The sequence below is a fragment of the Cysteiniphilum halobium genome, assembly GCF_003574425.1.
Taxonomy (GTDB): Bacteria; Pseudomonadota; Gammaproteobacteria; order Francisellales; family Francisellaceae; genus Caedibacter; species Caedibacter halobius.
Genome location: NZ_QLIU01000049.1, coordinates 87,392 through 108,332 on the forward strand (window position 1 = coordinate 87,392; position 20,941 = coordinate 108,332).

General features: G+C 38.1%; 20 protein-coding genes. 10 read left to right on the forward strand and 10 right to left on the reverse strand.

Annotated features, from left to right (window positions below; all coding sequences use genetic code 11):
- Positions 1-65: 65 nt before the first annotated feature.
- On the reverse strand, positions 66-1,433 hold the full coding sequence (locus DNK85_RS08710; protein ID WP_119329186.1) for an LbtU family siderophore porin: 1,368 nt from the start codon (positions 1,431-1,433) through the stop codon (positions 66-68).
- A 194-nt stretch (positions 1,434-1,627) separates the two neighbouring features.
- On the opposite strand from DNK85_RS08710, the gene DNK85_RS08715 reads away from it, so the two are divergent.
- Positions 1,628-2,884 (forward strand): NAD(P)/FAD-dependent oxidoreductase, encoded by a 1,257-nt coding sequence (locus tag DNK85_RS08715; protein ID WP_119329187.1) that lies wholly within the window; start codon positions 1,628-1,630, stop codon positions 2,882-2,884.
- On the opposite strand, the gene DNK85_RS08720 is transcribed toward DNK85_RS08715, so the two are convergent.
- Positions 2,868-3,506, reverse strand: a complete 639-nt coding sequence (locus DNK85_RS08720; protein ID WP_119329188.1) for a lysoplasmalogenase — start codon at positions 3,504-3,506, stop codon at positions 2,868-2,870. The two genes, DNK85_RS08715 and DNK85_RS08720, sit on opposite strands and share 17 nt — an antisense overlap.
- Before the next feature lie 160 nt (positions 3,507-3,666).
- Here DNK85_RS08720 and DNK85_RS08725 point away from each other — a divergent pair, with 160 nt between their 5' ends.
- Both DNK85_RS08725 and DNK85_RS08730 read left to right on the forward strand, forming a co-directional pair.
- Entirely contained in the window at positions 3,667-4,431 is a 765-nt protein-coding gene (locus DNK85_RS08725) for a glycosyltransferase family 2 protein (RefSeq protein ID WP_119329189.1), read from the forward strand.
- Entirely contained in the window at positions 4,421-5,248 is an 828-nt protein-coding gene (locus DNK85_RS08730; protein ID WP_162896633.1) for a glycosyltransferase family 2 protein, read from the forward strand. The genes DNK85_RS08725 and DNK85_RS08730 overlap by 11 nt, the downstream gene beginning before the upstream one ends.
- On the opposite strand, the gene DNK85_RS08735 is transcribed toward DNK85_RS08730, so the two are convergent.
- A complete protein-coding gene (locus tag DNK85_RS08735) occupies positions 5,240-6,328 on the reverse strand; it encodes a glycosyltransferase (protein WP_119329191.1) in 1,089 nt (362 codons plus the stop codon). The two genes, DNK85_RS08730 and DNK85_RS08735, sit on opposite strands and share 9 nt — an antisense overlap.
- A gap of 187 nt (positions 6,329-6,515) precedes the next feature.
- Here DNK85_RS08735 and DNK85_RS08740 point away from each other — a divergent pair, with 187 nt between their 5' ends.
- The 4 genes from DNK85_RS08740 to DNK85_RS08755 all read left to right on the forward strand — a co-directional run bounded on the left by DNK85_RS08740 (position 6,516) and on the right by DNK85_RS08755 (position 10,624).
- The gene (locus DNK85_RS08740) at positions 6,516-7,688 is read left to right on the forward strand and encodes an O-antigen ligase family protein (protein ID WP_162896634.1); all 1,173 of its coding nucleotides are present in this window, start codon (positions 6,516-6,518) and stop codon (positions 7,686-7,688) included.
- A gap of 80 nt (positions 7,689-7,768) precedes the next feature.
- Positions 7,769-9,166 carry a UDP-N-acetylmuramate--L-alanine ligase gene (murC, locus tag DNK85_RS08745; RefSeq protein WP_162896635.1) on the forward strand — a complete coding sequence of 466 codons (1,398 nt, stop codon included), beginning with the start codon at positions 7,769-7,771 and terminating at the stop codon, positions 9,164-9,166.
- Complete coding sequence (rsmI, locus tag DNK85_RS08750; protein ID WP_119329194.1) at positions 9,150-10,061, forward strand: 16S rRNA (cytidine(1402)-2'-O)-methyltransferase; 912 nt, start codon at positions 9,150-9,152, stop codon at positions 10,059-10,061. Before murC ends, rsmI begins: the two co-directional genes overlap by 17 nt.
- Positions 10,061-10,624 carry a YqeG family HAD IIIA-type phosphatase gene (locus tag DNK85_RS08755; RefSeq protein ID WP_119329195.1) on the forward strand — a complete coding sequence of 188 codons (564 nt, stop codon included), beginning with the start codon at positions 10,061-10,063 and terminating at the stop codon, positions 10,622-10,624. The genes rsmI and DNK85_RS08755 overlap by 1 nt, the downstream gene beginning before the upstream one ends.
- A 205-nt stretch (positions 10,625-10,829) precedes the next feature.
- On the opposite strand, the gene DNK85_RS08760 is transcribed toward DNK85_RS08755, so the two are convergent.
- The 4 genes from DNK85_RS08760 to DNK85_RS08775 all read right to left on the reverse strand — a co-directional run bounded on the left by DNK85_RS08760 (position 10,830) and on the right by DNK85_RS08775 (position 15,532).
- Entirely contained in the window at positions 10,830-12,194 is a 1,365-nt protein-coding gene (locus DNK85_RS08760; RefSeq protein ID WP_119329196.1) for an RHS repeat-associated core domain-containing protein, read from the reverse strand.
- A gap of 308 nt (positions 12,195-12,502) precedes the next feature.
- Positions 12,503-13,783: an RHS repeat domain-containing protein gene (locus tag DNK85_RS08765; RefSeq protein ID WP_119329197.1), complete on the reverse strand. Its 1,281-nt coding sequence runs from the start codon at positions 13,781-13,783 to the stop codon at positions 12,503-12,505.
- 167 nt (positions 13,784-13,950) lie between these two features.
- Positions 13,951-14,865: a hydroxymethylbilane synthase gene (gene hemC / locus DNK85_RS08770; RefSeq protein WP_119329198.1), complete on the reverse strand. Its 915-nt coding sequence runs from the start codon at positions 14,863-14,865 to the stop codon at positions 13,951-13,953.
- A complete protein-coding gene (locus tag DNK85_RS08775; RefSeq protein WP_119329199.1) occupies positions 14,849-15,532 on the reverse strand; it encodes an alpha/beta hydrolase in 684 nt (227 codons plus the stop codon). The genes hemC and DNK85_RS08775 overlap by 17 nt, the downstream gene beginning before the upstream one ends.
- 135 nt (positions 15,533-15,667) lie before the next feature.
- Between DNK85_RS08775 and DNK85_RS08780 the strand changes: the two genes are divergently transcribed.
- Together DNK85_RS08780 and htpX are read left to right on the forward strand one after the other, a co-directional pair.
- A complete protein-coding gene (locus tag DNK85_RS08780; protein ID WP_119329200.1) occupies positions 15,668-16,246 on the forward strand; it encodes a LemA family protein in 579 nt (192 codons plus the stop codon).
- A 3-nt stretch (positions 16,247-16,249) separates the two neighbouring features.
- The gene (gene htpX, locus DNK85_RS08785) at positions 16,250-17,308 is read left to right on the forward strand and encodes a zinc metalloprotease HtpX (RefSeq protein WP_119329201.1); all 1,059 of its coding nucleotides are present in this window, start codon (positions 16,250-16,252) and stop codon (positions 17,306-17,308) included.
- Here htpX and DNK85_RS11575 read toward each other — a convergent pair.
- Genes DNK85_RS11575 through uvrA form a run of 3 tightly spaced genes read right to left on the reverse strand, consistent with a single transcriptional unit; the run spans position 17,305 to position 20,475 of the window.
- Positions 17,305-17,475 (reverse strand): hypothetical protein, encoded by a 171-nt coding sequence (locus tag DNK85_RS11575; RefSeq protein ID WP_162896636.1) that lies wholly within the window; start codon positions 17,473-17,475, stop codon positions 17,305-17,307. The two genes, htpX and DNK85_RS11575, sit on opposite strands and share 4 nt — an antisense overlap.
- A 1-nt stretch (position 17,476) precedes the next feature.
- Positions 17,477-17,635: a hypothetical protein gene (locus tag DNK85_RS11580; protein WP_162896637.1), complete on the reverse strand. Its 159-nt coding sequence runs from the start codon at positions 17,633-17,635 to the stop codon at positions 17,477-17,479.
- Positions 17,636-17,655: 20 nt separating this feature from the next.
- Positions 17,656-20,475, reverse strand: coding sequence for an excinuclease ABC subunit UvrA (uvrA, locus tag DNK85_RS08790; protein WP_119329206.1), 2,820 nt, complete (start codon positions 20,473-20,475; stop codon positions 17,656-17,658).
- Positions 20,476-20,646: 171 nt separating this feature from the next.
- Here uvrA and DNK85_RS08795 point away from each other — a divergent pair.
- Positions 20,647-20,941, forward strand: a 295-nt coding sequence (locus DNK85_RS08795; RefSeq protein WP_162896638.1) for a hypothetical protein, incomplete at its 3' end; no start/stop codon positions are given.

The window sequence follows — 20,941 nt, forward strand, 5'->3', positions numbered from 1 at the left end:
TGCAGGCTTAAAGATAGTAAAAATAGGAAATGGATGATTTTTTCCTGTTTTTATATTTCTTCCTTTTAGAAGTATACCGATAAATCTAAGGTATATGCATTGGTATGCTGATTGTTGTACATATGCATATAAGCATATTCTAGACCAATCAACACATTCTCAGTAAAGAATGGACGTTGTACTGAAGCAACAACCATCTTATCAACACCAGTAGCCGCCCCATAAGTTGAATATGCCTTATCTGCATTACCACTTAAAGTAATTGGTAAATTATTGGTATTATAAGCACCGTTGTAAGCGATATTGAAGTTAGTTGAACGACCATAGATATCAGGCGAGAAGCCTGCTTGAGCATACCATGCACCAGCATAGCCACTATTTGTTTGATCTGACTTATTCGTCGCTTGCGCCCAACCAGCACCAACACCATAGATGTCGTAGTTTAAACTAGCATCAAAATTCACCGCACCAATGCGTGTCTTACTTGGTCCTGGCTGTGTTGCAATATTAAATGAGCTATTACCCGTACCATTGACATCGTAAACGTAACCACCATTAATACCATATGCCCATTTACCTGACTCGCCACCATAAAATGCAGCATAGATAAAGTTGCTGGTATGATCATCCGTCTGGAAAAGGGTCACATTACTACTTAAACCATCTTTATAGTAGGCAAGAGAGACGTTATTGATACGGCTTGGTCTAAATAACATCTGTGTTAATGAACCAGTCCATGGACCACCACCTGAGAATGACCCTAATGCTAAACGGTTTTTACCAACTGTAGCATAAAGTGGAAAGTCATCCAAATTACCAAACATCACAAATGCCTCTTGTGCATTGATTTTATAACTATCAGAGGGGTCTGCTGCTAGAGTTGTCTCAGCAGTGACATAACGACCTAGGTTAGCAGCAACATACAAGTTAGCCGTGGTAATTGGTAAGCCCTTACCTGATTGATATGTTTCCGACGCAGTACCTTTACCATACTTAATAGGGCTACCATGCCAAACCTGTGGATCCGCTTCCAAATAACCACCAAGAACTAGTGCGCGATCACTGTATATATTACGCTGCTTTAATAATCCCAATGCAAATTGCGATGAGCTTATCATTCCCATTGGCACAACACCCTCGTGAATGTCTGAGAATAAGAAGTTCTGAATTTGCCCCATATTCGTTGGCACAGTAACATGATCTGAGCTATCCGTTCCAGTACCAACACTCTCAACACTGCCATGTTTAGTTTCTGCAGATGTTGACTTCACCATCGCTTCTTGGCTTACTTGCAGTGCTGCAATCTCTTTTTTCAGTTCAGCAATTTGTGCTTGTACTGATTGATTATCAGCACTACTAGTGTTAGTATCTTGCGCATATACTACCGTAGTAGCAGATACAACAAGCACTGCCAGTGTGATTTTTTTTAACATTTGTATTCCCCTTCCTGTTTTCTTTAACGGGTAATTTTACCTACGAGCAAAAAATGCTCTATAACAAGATAACTGATGATAAAAAAAAAGAAAAGTGCTAAAACTTGCTTTTTATGAAATTATTATAGAGTAACGCTTGATTTTTGATTACAGTGAGCACACCAGTTTAAATATTTTAATCAATGACTTTTTCAATGAATACTGCTTCTAGTTTCTTTCACTCTGATGTTTTAATTATTGGTGCCGGTCCCTCAGGCAGCGTTGCCGCAGCGATACTTGCGCAAAAAGGCTATCAGGTAACGATTATTGAGTCCTCCAAATTCCCGCGTTTTTCCATTGGTGAAAGCCTGCTGCCACAAGCGATGGAATTTTTAGAACATGCTAACTTACTTTCATGTATTGAAAATACTCCCTTCCAATTTAAAAATGGAGCCGCTTTTTTCTGCCAAGAGCACTATGTTGAATTCGACTTTAGTCAAAAGTTTAGCACTGGATTTAATAGCACATTCCAAGTTGAGCGCAGTGTTTTTGATCAACAGTTAGCCAACAAGGCAGCTAAGTTTGGCACTACAATTATCTATGAACAGCAAGTTACTGACATTCACTTTAGTAACAATAATCAGCTTGTTATTACGGTTGATAAAGACGGAAAAACACATCAATATCATACAAAATTTGTGCTAGACGCTAGCGGGTTTGCACGCGTATTACCTAATCTGCTAAAGCTTAATCTACCGAGTGAATTTCCACCGCGTATGTCTGTCTTTACGCATATCAATAGCAAGCTTGATCAAAGGTTATTTGATCAGAACAAAATTTTGATCACAGTGCACCCAGTACATAGCGACATTTGGTTTTGGCTTATCCCCTTAAGCGAGACTAAATACTCACTTGGCGTTGTCGGCGAACCACACTTACTACAACAAAGTGAAGATGTACCAGAACAAATCTTAACAAAACTTATCAATGAAACACCCAATTTACATAAAATCTTAAAGGATATAAGCCTTGATATGCCGGTACGCAAAATCGTCGGTTATGCACAAGATATTAGCACGCTTCATGGTTCAGGCTATGCACTTCTTGGCAATGCTGGTGAGTTTTTAGATCCCATCTTCTCATCAGGCGTGACGATTGCTTTAAAATCAGCAGTCCTTGCTGCTGAAACATTAGATAGCTTTCTACAAGGCAAAAATACTAACTGGCAGAAAGACTTTGCAGAGCCTTTACAAAAAGGTGTTAATACGTTTAAAGCCTACGTGCGTGCTTGGTACACAGGTGAATTGCAACAAATTATCTTTAGCCACACACAGCCACCTGAAATCAAAGCAAAAATTTGCTCAATTCTTGCCGGTTACGCTTGGGATGAAACAAACGACTATGTGACCGATGCCAAGCGTAAACTAAGCGTTCTTGCCAAAGTATGTGAGACACTTAATACAATAAGATAGCAGCACTCGCTATCAGATACTGTGCCAAATAATAACTAATCATCACAAGACTTGGTTCGTGCTTTAACTTGCGTTTGAATTTATCCCATGCCAACACGGAGTCTGAGAACATAAAACACAAGGCGCCTAGCATGATATACAAGCTTGGTAGCGACCTATCTGCAAGATACACATTAACCGCTACAGCCCCCATCACCATAATCACCACAATATAAACAGCAACGGCAATACGATCCTGCCCAAGCGTTTTATATAACATGAGATAAAATAATATCGCATATATCAGCATTACAATAATAACCCACCAATGAAATAGTGTAAGTTTCAACGAAAACGCTGCAATATAAGCAATATGCGCTAAGAGAAAGCTAGCAAGTCCACCAGTGAAATATCGCGCCTTTGTCGATAGTAGAAAAATATCACCTATTAACGACAACATTAGTCCTAATAATATCAACATCACAAATATATTAAGCGCAATACTAAAGCAAAAGGCATACCCTAAAATCAGCAAGGTTGTTAATGGCTTAAACAAGTAACTCATACGCATCGTACGATATTTATCAATAATATGTATGCTCGCGCATAAGGCTATTAGTAGCGTTAATCCAATTATTTCCATCACCACTCACTCAACATTCAACATTCAACATTCAACATTCAACATTCAACATTCAACATTCAACTAACGCATTCTAGCAAATTGTTATCATAACACATTCTTGTCATTGATTAATTTGTGTTATGATGCTCCATAATCAAATCCGGTCAATCTTACATTTATGACTGAAAAGAAAAATACGCTTGGTGTAGTCATTATTACTAAAAACGAAGAAAAAAATATCGCACGCTGCTTAGCTTCTGTTAAATGGGCGGATGAGATTATTGTCGTTGATTCAGGTAGCACCGATAAGACACTTGAAATTGCAAAAACTTACCGTGCTAAAATCATTGAACGCCATTGGCCTGGTGATGGCCCACAAAAGCATTTTGGCATTTCACAATTAACTACTGACTGGGGACTAGTCCTCGACGCTGACGAAGAAGTAACGCCCGAGCTTTCAAACTCGATGAAAACAACATTGAAAAACCCACAATGCAGTTTTTATAAAATGCATCGTCGGTCATTTTTTTTGAGCAAAATTATCTATCATGGTGACTGGGGAAAAGACTGGATTGTCCGTTTATTTGACTGCAGCAAACATCAATGGACACAAGATATTGTTCATGCCAAACTCAATGTTTCAAAAAAACAAGCAGGTATGCTAAAAGGCAAGCTTATTCATCACTCTCAAGACAGCATTGCAAGTTCATTAAAGAAAATGAATGATTATAGCGATGGCACCTCAACAATCCTTTGGCAAAAAGGCAAAAGAACCTCATTGCTAAAAGCCAACTTTCATAAACACTGGACTTTCTTACGTGGCTTTATTATGCGCTTAGGATTTCTAGATGGAAAACGCGGTTATTTAATTGCTAAATTATCAGCTTATGGCTCTTATTTTAAGTACATCAAGCTATGGGAGAAACAACAAAATGAACAATAGCATTTATCAAGGACTGATTTCTGTTATTGTCTCCACCTATAATTGGCCTCACGCACTTCAACTTGTTTTAACGGCACTAAACAATCAAACAGATAATAATTTTGAGGTTATTATTGTTGATGATGGTTCGACTTCTACAACAAAAGAAATGATTGAGCAGTTTAAAACAATAGCTTGCTTTCCTTTAAAGCATTTGTGGCAGGAGGATAAAGGGTTTAGACTTTCAAGAGCTCGCAATATGGGAATCAAAGAAGCCAGAGGTGATTACATTGTTTTTATGGATGGAGACTGCATTGTCAGACCCAATTTTATATTAAATCACCGAATATTAGCCAACACTGGATACTATGTTGCAGGTAATCGCATTTTATTATCCCAAACATTCAGTCACAATTTACTTAACTTACAACTTGATGTTTCAAATAAAAGTTTATTCTATTGGCTCAAGCAACGTTTATTAAAACATATCAATCGTTGGCATACTTTATTTGCCTTTGGTTTAAATAGCAACGCAAGATATAAGCATGCCAAAAAATGGCAAAAAGCCAAAGGTTGCAATATGGCTTTTTGGCGACAAGATTTATTGAACATCCAAGGCTTTGAGGAAGAAATATCTGGCTGGGGCTACGAAGACTCTGACCTAATGATCCGTCTTATTAATAATGGCATAAGAAGAAAGTCAGGTTACTTTGCAACCACAATTTTACACATATGGCACAAAGAAGCAGATAGATCCAATGAATCTAAAAACTTTAATCATCTGCAAAAACTACTTGAAACAAAGCGTATTTATCCCCTTACATCTGAGCTACAGTAGATCCTTTTGGTATATTTCATTGATGAGCTTAAAAGCATTTTCAAAGCTAAATTTTTCTAATTGAGACTCTGTTGCTAACACAGGAGAAACTAAGGCAGTTTTTATAACCCTAGCTAGCGCCAACGGATTATTACAAGGTACTAAGTATTTAGCCAAATTTTCAACTAATATTTCTTTTGGTCCCGACTTACAATCCGTACTAACGACAGTTACCCCACAAATCATTGCTTCAACAATCACATTACCAAACGCCTCATAATCAGAACATAACACAACAACTTGAGCGCTTTTCATATATGGAAACGGATTACTCATAAAGTTCATGACCTTGACTTGCTTTCTTTTTTTTGAGAGTTTCACAAGATTCTCCAAGGCTGGAACATTATCAGTAATAAAAATCAAACGCACATCAGTAGTAAGCTGGTCAAACGCTGCCAATAAAAGATCCTGGCGCTTACTATCCAAACTATATCTACCAACATGTAATATATAAGGCTTTTCATTAACTGAAAATTCTTGTGCCTTGTTACGAATCAAGTCAAAATCAAAAAAGTTATATAACACATGGATAGATTTTGGTTTCACTCTAAACTTATTAAGAAGTGTTTCTTTCACTCCATGCGAGACACATATAATTCGTCTCTGGTTAAAATGCCTAAATTCTTTTTCTCGCATCTTTTGATAGGCTTTTTCACTTTCCTCTAACTTTCTATCCAACACAAAACTTGAACAAAAATGTCGATAATAAAATGTTTTGTTCTCAACAGAGTCTTTTAACCATTTCCTTGAAGTAGTTTTGTTGGAAAAAATCATTTTAAAATCGTGATGCTTATCTAGCTTGGTAACTAATCTAGATACCAATATTTCCTGTAACATTTTAATACCACGCGCTTTCCTTGCTGCCTCTACAAACACAGTAATTCGCTCATCAACCTCAATGTCTACTTTATCAAAGACAATCAAATAAACTTGCAACCCATGCCCTAACAAAAGTCGCGCCATATTCAGAAGCACCACATCAGCACCACCTCGCTTTAATCCTTGAGAAATTAGTAAAATTTTGTCATTAGTTTTTAACACAATAAAGAGAAGTCAATACATTACAATAAAATTGATTCTACTTGAGTTGATGTGAAATGCTAAGGACTTTATACTAGCAAAAATCTTATTTAGGGTAACTAAACTTAGCATGCAAACCACATCCCACCAAAACAACAACTTATTGAATAAAGCCTACCTATTTTTCGCTTTCGGACTAGGTATCGTTATGGCTGTATCCACAGCACTCACCAGCATATTTGCCTTGTGTCTATTATTGCTATTTATCATCAGTGGCGACTATCGTGCTAAGTTCTCCTTAATCAAACGCTTTTATATTTGGCCAGTAATCATTTTGATTTTATTAGCATTGATTAGCTGCCTGTATTCGACATTGCCATTGAATGAGTCTATTGGTTGGGTTGGCAAATTTTATAAGCTCTTGATTGTCTGGATTATTGCCTATGTGTGTTATAAAAACCCCGAGATTATTAATAAACTTTTATTGGCATTTTTTATTGGTGTGATGCTAAATGTGATTGCCATTTTTGTGAATTACTACTTTCTAAGCCCTGAAAACGCCATTGTTTTTAGTGGGCCAACTTTTCCTGCTGCACAATCGCATTTTGTTACAGGCTTTATATTTGCCGTTGCCGCGTTTATGCTGTTTTCAATGGCACTAACAACTCATAGTAAGAAACAACGAATTCTTTTTCTTATTCTTGGCATTATCATTATTTGTGCTGAGCTTGGATTAAACACCAGTCGCACTGGTTATTTGATCGAGTTTTCTGTGCTTGCTGTTGGCTTTTTTATGAAATTCCGCTGGAAAGGGCTTCTTGCTGCCATTGTTATTGTTCCCAGTGTTTTTGCCACCTTTTATCATTTCTCACCAACCTTTAAGATGCGTGTGGATGAAGCATATAACAGCACTATCAGTTATTATAATGGCACCAATACCTACACATCCGCCGGGATTCGTCTAAGCTTCTACCATACAGCTCTTGGGATTTTTGAGCATAAACCACAGCGTATTTTATACGGATGTGGCACAGGAGCACAAACACAGTGCAGCACACATTTTATCAATAGCGAAGTACCATCAGCTGACAAGAAATACTACCGTATTATTAACAATCCGCATAACCAGTATATTTATTTTTTGATGCAATCAGGCATATGGGCACTAGCAGTCTTTGTCTTTTTATTGCTCGCTTCTTTTTATTATGCGAAAGATATGCCAATGATGATGCGTAATAACACACGCATTCTTATTATTGCTTTTGCTATTGGCTGCTTGGTTAATTCATGGATCTTGGATATTGGACCTGGATTTATATTCTGCTTTTTATTACCCGTAGTACTAGCTCAGCGCTACATCAAAAATCCAAATGTACAATAAAACCAAATTCCCCAATATTTTTATCTCTAGTTATATTAAACTAATTCACAGTATTGATTTGCCATAACTAAATAACCACAGTGACAACGACACAAAACACACCGCATTACCACTTTATTGGCATTGGTGGCATAGGAATGTCCGCTCTTGCTATATTCTGCTTACAAAAAGGCTATCGCGTATCTGGTTCTGATGTGCAATCTTCTAAACTAACGATAAAACTCCAGCAATTGGGCGCACAAATTTCATTGGGACATAGTGCCAGGAACTTGACAGATGCCAATGCCGTGATTTACACCTCAGCAATGCGTAAAGATAATCCGGAATATCAAAAAGCGTTACAACAAAATGTAAAAGTTTATCATCGTGCGGAGTTTCTAGCCTTTTTAACCAAAGACTATGCTGAGCTTATTGCCATTACCGGCACGCATGGCAAGACAACAATTACTAGCCTTTTGGCACATATCATGCATGAGGCTAACTTTGATCCTAGCTTTATTAACGGTGGACTTGCCAATGATTTCACACATCACGCGCATGCTGGCAATTCACCTTATATGATTATTGAAGCTGATGAAAGTGATGCTTCATTTCTTAAAATACATCCTAAACATATTATCATTAGTAATGTTGATCTTGATCATATGCAAACCTATCAACATGAGATTAAAGCGCTTATTCAAAGCTTTGCTGATTTTGCTTTAGCGGATAATGTCAATGGTGAGATTCTCATTGGTAGTGGTAGTGACAGTGCCTATAAACTCGTAGAAAAAGTCAAAATACAAAAGCCACACGCACTACATTATGGTTTAAACAGTGATATGGATATTCAAATTACTGACTTCCAGCAAACAGCAGATCACGCAAAGTTTGATATTGCTGTCACAAATAAAACTTATAACGATTTTGTCAGCACACTGCCTGGTACGCACAATGCTGAAAATGCACTTGCCGCAATTGCCCTTTGTCTTAAGTTTGGTATTGCAGAGGATATCATTAAAAAAGCACTATTAAGCTTTAAAGGTATTTATCGTCGCTTTAATCACTACCAAACGATCGTTAATAATCACCCAATTCAACTCATCGATGATTATGGTCATCATCCGGTTGAGATTCAAAGTACACTGGATGCCGTGTCAAAACAATTTCCACATCAGCGTCTTATTCACATCTACCAACCACATCGCTATACGCGGACGCGCGATTTATTTCAGGAGTTTATCGACTGTTTAAACGGTGCGGATATTGTGGTTTTAATGCGCAGTTATGCCGCCAGTGAAGACCCCATAGATGGCGCACATGCGCTAGATTTATTTAACACATTAAAAAATGATCACGCACAGTGTTTTTATGTAGATAATAATGAAGAAGCCAAAGCCCTTGTAGATAAACTTGCAATAGCACATGATGTGGTACTGGTACAAGGCGCAGGTGACATTGCCAATTTAGTGAGTATGTTACATGAAAACTCAAATTGAACGCGGTATGTTATACGTTGTTGCTACACCAATTGGCAACTTGCAAGACATTACTTTACGCGCCTTGGATGCGCTAAAACAAGCAGAAGTGATCTTTGCAGAAGACACACGTATCACCCGCAAACTGCTAGAGCAATATGCTATTACCCCTCCTGTGATTATCTCCTGCCATGAACATAATGAGCAGGCGCGTATTGCATTATTAATTAGGTATTTAAATGAACAAAAAATCACATTGCTAGTCAGTGATGCTGGAACGCCGTTGATTAGCGACCCTGGTTTTCACTTAGTAAAAAACTTGCGTGATCACGGTTATCCTGTAGTACCATTACCAGGTGTTAGTGCCTTGATCACCGCCTTATCAGCAGCAGGTATTGCTACCGATAATTTTCAGTTTAAAGGTTTTTTACCTGCTAAGTCAGGTGCGCGTAAAAAAATTTTGCAAAGTATTCAAAATACAACTATGACAACTGCTTTCTATGAGTCAACACACCGAATTATCGATACTTTAACGGATATTCAAAGTACCTTACCAAATCACACATTGGTTGTTGCCAAAGAGCTGACGAAAAAGTTTGAGCGTTTTTTCCATGGACGTGCTAGTGATATTTTGTCTGATTTTACAAAAGACTCTTCATTAACAAAGGGGGAGTTTGTTATCCTAATTGAAGGTATTAATGCAGATAATAAAGATGACACTATTATTGATGAGCATAAACTACTTAATCTATTGTTAGCAGAACTGCCAATCAAAAAGGCTGTCAGCATCGCAGTAGAGCTCACCCAAGGCAAAAAGAATGCCTTGTATAAACAAGCTCTGATAATACAAGAAGATAAAGAAAATAAAGAAAACAAGCAAAGCAACAGCAATAACACATCAGGAATACAAGTTTAATGGGACGATTTAGTTTTACGATTAAAATGAGCTGGTATCAACGCAAAAAAATAAAAGCCATTGCGCAACGCAAACATCAAGTTGAAAATGTCATGCAATTAAACCCTGAAAAACTTAAAAAATTGGGCCTTCGCTATATTGCACTTGATTTTGATGGTGTACTCGCCGCGCATGGTCAACCATTGCCAGACAAAAAAATTCTAAATTGGCTGAAATCGCTAACCGATAAGTATAGTGAGCATCATATTTTTATTCTCTCCAATAAGCCAACAGCACAACGCGCACAATACTTTGCAACGCATTTTCCTAATATCCGTTTTATTGATGAAGTTGCCAAAAAGCCTTATCCTGATGGCTTGTTAAAAATTCAAGAATTAGCGCCATGCAAAGCACATGAGCTTGTTCTTGTCGATGATAGGTTATTAACCGGATGCCTTGCCTGTATATTGGCTGGAAGCTTCCCTATTCTTGTAACCAACCCCTACCGCAATTACGCACGCCGTCCATTCCAAGAAGGATTTTTTGGGTTATTACGTTTTATTGAGAAATCTATTTTTTTGTAAACTTAAGTGATTATGGCCATATCCTCACCGCCTTTTTTATGTAAACGTGGACTTCTCGGCAGCAGCGATGGTAATTCAAAGGATGATCATAATCTAAATCATGCTATATTTGATTACTATGGGATATCACACTTTAACACTATACTCAGCTAGCAACCTTTATCACTGCGGAGTAAATTGCACAACAAGAGGATATGGATGCGCTTTATTGTAAAAATGTGACATAATAAATAGGTAGAGCTGCACTTATTAACACCAATACAACGCTTGTAACAAAATATGTGATGCAAAGACACTGTATAAAAAGACGCTGTTTATGTAATCTTTCCAACCTGCCCTGTTCGTTATCTATGTTGGAGGTAATTTTTTCCTGATCTTCAGCAGATTCCTTAAAATAATAATCCATTGCATTATTCATATTAAAACGTGAAACATTATTCATATCAGAACCTGAATCATTGATTTCTTCCCAAGGAGTTAGTGTGCGCCATTCAAAATCATCCCTAGAAATATTCTGAGTGCGATAATCTTTAACTATTGCCCTCAATTTTTTAGGAACAGCAATGATCAGATCACTAACGGATTGAAATTTATTGTTTGTCAGACGGGCTACATATTTATCAAAATAAGCTTTGAACTGTTTATTAATTCCTCTATATTTTATAATTTCGCTAAATGTAGAGTCCTGATAATCAGCTGCAGCTGGCATTATCTCGTATTGAGGAATTTCGCTAGGAACTTCTTCCATTAATTGAGGGAAAAATATATCTTCAGAGTTAATCATAAAATCTTCAAAAACATGCCCACTAGGGTCAACGCCCATCAATGGATTGTTGTTACCATAGAAATAACCATTGATTAACCCATTGTTATTAAAAGCATAGCTATCGGCTTGGATAAAGTTTCTTAAGCTTGGATCATAGTCACGCGCTTTAAGATAATATAAGCCAGTCAATGGATCAAACATATAACCCGAATAGCGAAGGGGATTGGTTGCAAGAGCTAATGATCCATTTTTATTTTCCGTCTTCTGCCCTTTGTCTTCTGTCTTCTGAACCCCATAGACACTATATTGATAGAACTGTGACTTATTATCACCCAAATGAGCAATGACCGAACCATGACGATTGTGTAACAGCACAGTTGCATCACCCATGACACTCCGCACAGTCACATTATTAGCGATTAAATACGCAGATGAATGTGCACCATTGCTTGTGTTTAACAGTTGATTATGCTGTGAATAGTAATGCACAAGTACTTGAGTATTGCTTTGGGCCACAGCACGCAGACCATTGGCATAGTAATAATCACTTTCTTTAGCGCCTGAGGCGAGGCTCACTTGTGTTAGTGCATTTGCCGCATTATAGCTAAAGCTTGCACCCTTATTGTCCATAGACATATTACCATTGGTATTATAGTTGATCGCTGTTTCAACCAAAACACTCTGATGATGTATGCTTTGCTTATTCATCGCTTTAATCCCATCTAGCGAATACGCTATGCTTTGGGTGATAAAAAGACACGACACTCCTATAGCAATACATAGCTTAACTTTATTGTTTAACATTTTTACCTCATTATTAATCACTAATAGCCTTATAAGACGAATGCGGATTAAAAATTACTTCTCAAGGTAAAAGTCAAGTAAAATCAAAAATGTTTTTAATAAAGCCAAAGTCTGCTGCTTCCACCGATTTATGTGTGTCGCCTCCGTACCGAAACCAAATTTTTTAAACTATTACCCCCCAAACCGACACCATCTCATTCACTCTCTTGCAATTTCTCACCGAAATCAAACAAACCATCGGCCGTAAATTGAAAGGCGGTGACCCCTGGATATCACACTTTAACACTATACCCAGCTAGTAAGTTTTATTACTGCGAAGTACATATATCTGGATTGTCGGTTCCAGGTCCGGAAAGTTCCAAACCCAGTATTACTAGCGGTGCCATCGTTACAGTCAATACAATAGAGACTCCTACAATCAATTTGAAGAAAAAAATACTTTTAGGGAAGCGCTGTTCAAGTTGCCCCTCAGGTACACCCTGATCGTTAGCTCTTAGTCTAGAATTATTACGAACGGAAACTATCGGATCGCTAGAGGATTGAACTTTTCTTATTTCCCTGGACTTTAAATCATCACCATGAAATCTGACCTGTTTATTACTCTCACTCATCTGCTTTATTTGTGTTCTTTTCAAGGTAACATCTACACGGCCATGCTCGTCTAGTGTTGTTTGTGTAACAGAACTTTCTAAATTAAATTGCTGATGAATTGGAATAGTAGAAATATTTTGCATAGCACTTTCTTGCAAATCCTGGCTTTCACCACTGACAGAAGCTACCTCATCTATCCACTTATTTATCTCCTCTGGGTCAAAAACATGCCCACTAGGGTCAACACCCATTAATGGATTGTTATTGCCATAGAAGTAACCATTGATTAACCCTTGTTTATTAAAAGCATAGCTATCGGCTTGGATAAAGCTTCTTAAGCTTGGATCATAGTCACGCGCTTTAAGATAATATAAACCAGTCAATGGATCAAACATATAGCCCGAATAGCGAAAAAGATTGCTTGCAAGAACTAATGATCCATTTTTATTTTCTGTCTTCTGTCCTCCGTCTTCCGTCTTCTGAACCCCATAGACACTATATTGATAGAACTGTGGATTATCACTCAACTGAGCAATCACCGAACCGTGACGATTGTGTAACAGCACAGTTGCATCACCCATGACACTCCGCACAGTCACATTATTCGCTATTAAATACGCGGATGATTGTTGTGTACCATCACTTGTGTTTAACAGTTGATTATTGTGTGAATAGTAATGCACAAGTACTTGAGTATTGCTTTGCGCCACAGCACGCAGACCATTGGCATAGTAATAATCACTCTCTTTAGCCCCTGAGGCAAGGCTTACTTGTGTTAGCTCATTTGCCGCATTATAGCTAAAACTCGCACCCTTATTGTCCGTAGACATATTACCATTGGCATTATAGTTAATCGCTGTTTCAACCAAAACACTCTGATGATGTATGCTTTGCTTATCCATCGCTTTAATCCCATCTAGCGAATACGCCATGCTTTCGGTGATAAAAAGACACGACATTCCTATAGCAATACATAGCTTAAATTTATTGTTTAACATTTTTTACCTCATTATTAATCACTAATAGCCTTATAAGACGAATGCGGATTAAAAATTACTTCACAAGGTAAAAGTCAAGTAAAAATCAAGAATGTTTTTAAGATTTATAATAATTAAAAATAGTTGGCATCTGATATTGCAAAATTTGTTGCCTCACGTTCTTAGCATCACTGTTGCAATATGCTCTTCGCACCTTTTTGGATCATCTTTCGCGCTAGCGCTTTACCTAAATCAACAGCATCATCACCAATCAACATCTCGCGCATTAGCTCTTTACCATCACTACTGGCAACCATTGCTGTTAATCGTAAACCCTCTAAATCTTTTTCACAAAATGCTGCAATAGACACATGACACCCACCTTGTAACGCTTCATTAAAGCTACGCTCTGCTAAGGCACATACTCTAGCATCTTCGTTATCAATGGCATTGAGTAAGGCTTTGACCTTGAGGTTTTGTGCTAAATATTCAACCACTACAATACCTTGCCCAACAGCTGGCAATGACACATTAACATCAATCAGGCTCTTGATTCGCGTGGTTAATGCTAAACGAATGAGCCCTGCCGCTGCCAAGATAATGGCATCATATTGCCCATCATCAAGTTTCTTGAGTCGTGTTTGCACATTGCCACGCAAATCATGAATCTTGAGATCTGGTCGATAGGCTAAGAGCTGCGCTTTACGTCTTAAACTGGATGTACCAACAATCGCACCTTGCGGCAAATCATCAATACTGACAAAAGCATTCGACACAAAAGCATCTTGTGGATTCTCACGTTGGCAAAAAGCACCCAATGCAAAGCCTTTAGGCAACTCATACGGGACATCTTTTAGCGAATGCACTGCGATATCTGCACGCCCTTTAGTCATTGCCACTTCAAGCTCTTTCATAAAAAGCGCTTTACCACCGATCTGATTCAATGGGCGATCAAGAATCTTATCTCCTTGTGTTTTCATCGTGATAATGTCACAGACTAATCCTGAGTGCGTCTGCTCTAATAACGCCTTAACATAATGGCTTTGCCATAATGCTAGCTGGCTATCACGCGAAGCAATAATCAATTTATTTGGTGGTGCCATTGATCAGCCCATAACATGATTGAATAAAATGACTAATATCATGAATCTCAGGCATGCATACACTATGCTCCATTGGATAGTCATGAAACTCGTGTTTTATACCTAATTCCTCAAGCTTGGTTTCAAGCATTTGCCCAGCTGCAAATGGCACTACCGGATCATGACTGCCATGCCCTATAAAAAATGGTGTTTGCTGATTAGCACGGTTAAGCTTTGTTTTAAAATAATCCCAATCGGGTAAGTAGGTTGATAACAACACAATGCCTGCAAATGCGTAAGACAGCGTCAGTCCAGCTAACGCAGCAATCGCTCCCCCTTGAGAAAAGCCCGCAATAATTATATTTTCAGTAGCAACACCGTCATTAATCTGTGCTTTAATAATCTCATCTAACACGATTAATGAATCTTCAATTCCTTTACAATCCACATCACGTTTTATATCGTCGATGCGTTTTATGTCGTACCAAGCACGCATTTCCCTACCCATATTAATCGTCACGGGTTGCACAGGCGCATGCGGAAAAATAAAGCGTATATTTGCATCAACTGGCAAATTCAACTCCGGGACAATCGCTTCAAAATCATGCCCATCAGCACCCAAACCATGTAACCATATCACAGCATGTGTTGCTTTTTGTTTTGACTCAACAACAACTAAATCAAGCATTTTTCTCAATCTATATTACACTTAAGCTTAAAAATGCTGTCATTATGAAACACAATACGCTTGAATGCCAGCAACATACGTGGCAAATTAATGCTGTTTGATAATTTAGTAATCAACAAACTCAGGAGTAAAAATATGGTTACCCTCATTATTATCGTTGTTATTCTAGCTTTAATTTTTGGCTATGTACTAATGACATACAATAGCCTTATCGCCGAAATTGAAGCTGTTAAAAACTCTGAACGCCAGATCGATGTTCAATTAGATCGTCGAGCCAAAGTCTTTGACTCACTCATTAGCGTCGTTAAAAAATATATGGACTATGAGCAAACGACACTAAAAGATGTTACCTCTTTAAGGAACCAGGCAACACAAGCCAAAGAAAAAGGTGACACTGAAACGCGCATGGCCGCTGAAAATGAAATTTCAAAAATCGTTGGTGGCTTAAATGTCCAATTTGAAAATTACCCTGATTTAAAAGCCAATCAAAATGTCATCCAACTGCAAGAAGAGATCACCTCAACTGAGAACAAGCTGGCCTTTTCAAAGCAATCCTTTAACGACAGTATTGAAAAATACAACGCACATAAGAAGTCGATGATTGCAGGCATCGTCGTTAACATGTTTAAAAGCAAGCTTGATGAAAATTTCATCTACTGGCAAGTCAGTGATGATAAACGCCAAGCGCTTGAAGATAGCCGTGTTGAGTTATAAACTATGGCAGCAATTGATATCAACGGTGTTGATTGGCGCGAAGTCGTTAAGAAAAACACGCGCAAGTCATATATCGTTATCATTTTATTTTTAATTATCTTTTTTGCCCTTGGTTTTTTGATTGATTTGGTTTGGCGCTATAGCCAGTATGGCGGTATGATGACTTATTCCGGGTATCGTCTGAGCTTTAGTGACATTGCTTACCTTGTTGTCACCTTGAAACTCACCCCATGGGCGACGATTATATCCACTGTAATCGCATTTATTTGGCTGATGGCAACCTTTAGCTATTATGACAAAATCATGCTTGCTGGAACACAGTATCGTGAGATTACCGCAAATGACCCTGATCCACTTTGTCAGCGCATTTATAACGTCACCGAAGAGATGAAGATCGCTGCAAATATGCCCTACATGCCAAAAGTATATTTGATTGAAGCCGATTATATGAATGCATTTGCTTCAGGTTTTTCTGAAAAATCATCGATGGTTGCGGTGACACGGGCACTTGCTAATCGCTTAAATCGTGATGAGCTGCAAGCGGTAATGGCACATGAATTAACGCATATTCGTAATCAGGATATTAAGCTTAATCTATTTACCATCGTGTTATCAAACATGCTGATGTTTATGATTGAGTTTTTATTCTACTCGACACTTTTTGGTGGCAACCGCAACCGTCGTGACAATAACAATAGTGGCAATGCGATGGCAATTATCTTTATGGTGATTATGTTATTGCGTTTCATATTGCCACTTATTACCAGTATGATGGTGTTATTTTTAAGCCGCACACGTGAATATATGGCGGATGCTGGTGCCGTTGAGCTGATGCGTGATAATAAACCAATGGCCAATGCACTGATTAAAATCAGTCAAAATCACAACGAACCGCAAACTGCGCAAAGCTATGCGCACAATAGTAATGAACGTATGCGTCGCGCCTCTTATCTTTATGATCCAGCCAGTAGTAAGTTTGCCGCAGGCGGCATGGATGATATGTTTTCCACCCATCCAAGCTTGAAAAAACGCCTAGCTTCTATTGGTGCCAATTTGCGCTAGCTTATTACTTGTGGTTTCGCCATTAAAGCTTTGTGACTACTCTCATCTAAGCCATCAATTAATGATGACTCGGAGAATGGAAAAATTGTTTTTTGTTCGGCTTTGCGTATGAATAAATCACCTGCCTTTATTTCGACATCAACAATCGTTCCAGCCTTATACTTCATATTAACCTCGCAAATATTGTTTTAAATCACTGGCTGAATAAACACTAGACATCACGGTTTTATGCGTTACTTGCTTATATTTTGTTGGTTTAAACCACGGGATATACACTGAAAAAACAACCATCAATGTCACCAGTAAAATGATTATACGCCTTAACATATCCTCCCCCATTTTAGATATTAGAGTATAATCTTTAAAAATCTGCCGGTGTGCGACTGTGTATTTTTAGCAATATTTACCGGCGCACCTTCAGCAATAATCTGACCACCGCCATCACCCCCTTCAGGGCCTAAATCAATAATCCAATCCGCTACTTTGATCACATCTAAATTATGTTCAATAATGACGATGGTATTACCCTGCTCGCGCAAACGCATAATAACGTTTAGTAATTGCTGAATATCATGAAAATGCAGTCCTGTGGTCGGCTCATCTAGAATATACAATGTCTTGCCTGTAGCTGTCTTTGATAACTCTTTGGCTAATTTTACTCTTTGCGCCTCTCCACCGGACAAAGTCGTCGCATTTTGCCCCAAGGTAATATATGACAACCCAACATCCATCAGCGTTTGCAAACGACGTTTAAGTTGCGGTACCGCAAAGAAGAAATCCAGTGCTTCTTCGATACTCATATTGAGTACTTCACTAATGTTTTTGCCCTTGTATTGAATCTCCAAGGTCTCACGATTATAACGCTTACCTTGGCAAACATCGCATGATACATAGACATCTGGTAAAAAGTGCATCTCAACTTTTAAAACACCATCACCTTGACATGCCTCACAACGCCCGCCTTTGACATTAAAGCTAAAACGTCCCACCTGATAGCCACGTGAGCGCGATTCAGCAGTTGCTGCAAATAACTCACGAATCGGTGTGAAAACGCCAGTATAAGTCGCAGGATTTGAGCGTGGTGTGCGCCCAATCGGGCTTTGATCGATATCGATAACCTTATCCAATAACTCAAAACCTTTATGCTTATCATAGGCTTGTGGAGTAATACTATTATTTTTATTAAGAAGTTTTGCCGCTAAGGGATAAAGTGTCCTGTTGATCAAGGTCGACTTACCCGAGCCTGAGACACCGGTAACGCAAGTTAATAAACCTAAAGGAATTTTTAAATCAACATTTTGCAGGTTATTACCTTTAGCACCATAGATTTCAACATATTGCCCTTTTTGTGGCTTTAATTTTTTACCATTAATCGTAATCTGTTTACGTTTAGAGAGGTAATCCGCCGTTAATGAGTTTTTATTATCAATAATTTCACTCAATCGTCCTTCAGCCACAATTGTCCCACCATGAATGCCAGCACCAGGCCCTATATCAATAATATGATCAGCTTGTTTAATCGCATCTTCATCATGCTCAACTACAATCACCGTGTTACCCAAATCACGCAGATGATGTAAGGTATCTAATAGCTTTTGATTATCGCGTTGATGCAGCCCAATCGATGGTTCATCGAGAATATACATCACCCCAACCAAGCCTGCACCGATTTGACTTGCTAAACGAATACGCTGTGCCTCACCACCAGAGAGTGTATCGGCTTGCCGTGATAGATTTAAATAATCTAATCCGACATTAACCAGAAAACCCAAGCGCGCGAGAATTTCTTTGAGTAAACGCTCGGCAATTACCCGCTTTTGACCTGTAAGGCTCAAATCATCTAACCATTTCACACTATCTTTAATCGACAATGCCGTTAATTGCGCAATATTTTTGCCGGCAATAAATACATTACGCGCACCTTCATTTAAGCGTGTTTCGTTGCAACTTGGGCATGGTAAATTACTCATGAGTTTACTTAATTCTTCACGAATCATATTTGAATCGGTTTCTTTATAACGACGCTCGAAATTTGCTAAAACGCCTTCAAATGGCTTCTGTGCTCGATATTCTCTGCCACCTGAGCTTTTGAAATAAATATTAATCTCAGTTTTCCCTGAACCATTTAACACTAATTTCTTTTGTGCATCGGTGAGTTTATTAAATGGTGTATCCAGAGAAAAATTAAAATGTTTAGCCAATGCCTCTAATTGCGCGAAGTAGTAACCATTGCGCTTATCCCAGCCATGCAGCGCGCCTTGGTTTAAACTTAAATGCTCATCAACGATAATCTTATCGGCATCAAAATATGCTTTGGTACCCAAACCATCACAGCTTGGACAAGCTCCAATCGGACTATTAAATGAAAAAATTCTGGGTGCTAATTCCTTCAATGAGTAGTTGCAATGCGGGCATGCATGCTTAGATGAAAAAATAATATCGTCTTGTTCACCGTCTAAAAATACAAGCTTGGCAATGCCTGCTGATAAATCTAATGCTGTTTCAAACGACTCCGCTAAACGCTGCTGGTTTTTCTTTTGCGGTTTAAAGCGATCAACCACCACCTCAATCGAATGTTTTTTATAACGATCCAATTTAGGTGGATCACTAAGCTCATATAATTCACCATTAATACGCGCACGCAAATAGCCCTCGGCATAAAGCTTTTCCATTAACTGAATATGTTCACCTTTTTTATCGATAATTACAGGTGCAACAATCATAAGCTTTGTTTCATCATTAAAAGTTAAGGTGTGATCGACCATCTGGCTAATGGTTTGTGCCTTTAATTCAACCTTATGCACAGGACACATTGGTTCACCAATACGCGCAAATAATACACGCAGGTAATCATAAATTTCTGTCACCGTACCGACCGTCGAACGTGGATTATGTGAAGTGGTTTTCTGCTCAATAGAAATTGCCGGTGACAGACCCTCAATATGCTCTACTTCTGGCTTATCCATTAAGGATAGGAATTGTCTGGCGTAACTTGACAACGACTCGACATAGCGCCGCTGTCCTTCAGCGTAGAGTGTGTCAAATGCCAACGACGATTTACCTGATCCGCTTAACCCAGTAATAACTGTTAACTTATCGCGAGGAATCTCTAAATCGATATTTTTGAGATTATGCGTTTTCGCACCCTTAATTGTAATTTTATCCATGACCCAATGCCGTAAAAATGAATGTTTAGATTGTAACACAATCATTAAGCTGCATGTTATCAAGTTAAATTTTTAGCTTAGACTTTTTGTTCAGCGATTGACAAGATGAGATTGATAGATTTTTAAAATTAGTGTTATGATCTATGAGTAGATAACAAAAAGGACTTAATTATGAATAGATTAACTTACATATTTCCTGTTTTATTTGTCATAATTGGTTTTCTTGCCTCAATGTTAACCTATTATTCACAAACTATTTCTGTTATTGGTTATATGACAATAGGAATTGGGGTTTTATATTTAGCTATGATTATACTATACGACTTTGTAGAGTCATTTTTAAAAGTTTTTAAAGCCGCTACTTCAAAAAAGTATGCAATAATCTTGCTATATGTTATTTTGCTCATTGCCTTGGGCATTATTGTTTTAAATAAAAATTACTTGATACCTCTGTACACGATGATTT

Coding starts and splice junctions, on each gene's coding strand:
- DNK85_RS08710 (WP_119329186.1), bottom strand. CDS start 1,433: ATGTTAAAAAAAATCACACTGGCAGTGCTTGTTGTATCTGCTACTACG.
- DNK85_RS08715 (WP_119329187.1), top strand. CDS start 1,628: ATGAATACTGCTTCTAGTTTCTTTCACTCTGATGTTTTAATTATTGGT.
- DNK85_RS08720 (WP_119329188.1), bottom strand. CDS start 3,506: ATGGAAATAATTGGATTAACGCTACTAATAGCCTTATGCGCGAGCATA.
- DNK85_RS08725 (WP_119329189.1), top strand. CDS start 3,667: ATGACTGAAAAGAAAAATACGCTTGGTGTAGTCATTATTACTAAAAAC.
- DNK85_RS08730 (WP_162896633.1), top strand. CDS start 4,421: ATGAACAATAGCATTTATCAAGGACTGATTTCTGTTATTGTCTCCACC.
- DNK85_RS08740 (WP_162896634.1), top strand. CDS start 6,516: ATGGCTGTATCCACAGCACTCACCAGCATATTTGCCTTGTGTCTATTA.
- rsmI (WP_119329194.1), top strand. CDS start 9,150: ATGAAAACTCAAATTGAACGCGGTATGTTATACGTTGTTGCTACACCA.
- DNK85_RS08755 (WP_119329195.1), top strand. CDS start 10,061: ATGGGACGATTTAGTTTTACGATTAAAATGAGCTGGTATCAACGCAAA.
- DNK85_RS08760 (WP_119329196.1), bottom strand. CDS start 12,194: ATGTTAAACAATAAAGTTAAGCTATGTATTGCTATAGGAGTGTCGTGT.
- DNK85_RS08765 (WP_119329197.1), bottom strand. CDS start 13,783: ATGTTAAACAATAAATTTAAGCTATGTATTGCTATAGGAATGTCGTGT.
- hemC (WP_119329198.1), bottom strand. CDS start 14,865: ATGGCACCACCAAATAAATTGATTATTGCTTCGCGTGATAGCCAGCTA.
- DNK85_RS08775 (WP_119329199.1), bottom strand. CDS start 15,532: ATGCTTGATTTAGTTGTTGTTGAGTCAAAACAAAAAGCAACACATGCT.
- DNK85_RS08780 (WP_119329200.1), top strand. CDS start 15,668: ATGGTTACCCTCATTATTATCGTTGTTATTCTAGCTTTAATTTTTGGC.
- htpX (WP_119329201.1), top strand. CDS start 16,250: ATGGCAGCAATTGATATCAACGGTGTTGATTGGCGCGAAGTCGTTAAG.
- DNK85_RS11575 (WP_162896636.1), bottom strand. CDS start 17,475: ATGAAGTATAAGGCTGGAACGATTGTTGATGTCGAAATAAAGGCAGGT.
- DNK85_RS11580 (WP_162896637.1), bottom strand. CDS start 17,635: ATGTTAAGGCGTATAATCATTTTACTGGTGACATTGATGGTTGTTTTT.
- uvrA (WP_119329206.1), bottom strand. CDS start 20,475: ATGGATAAAATTACAATTAAGGGTGCGAAAACGCATAATCTCAAAAAT.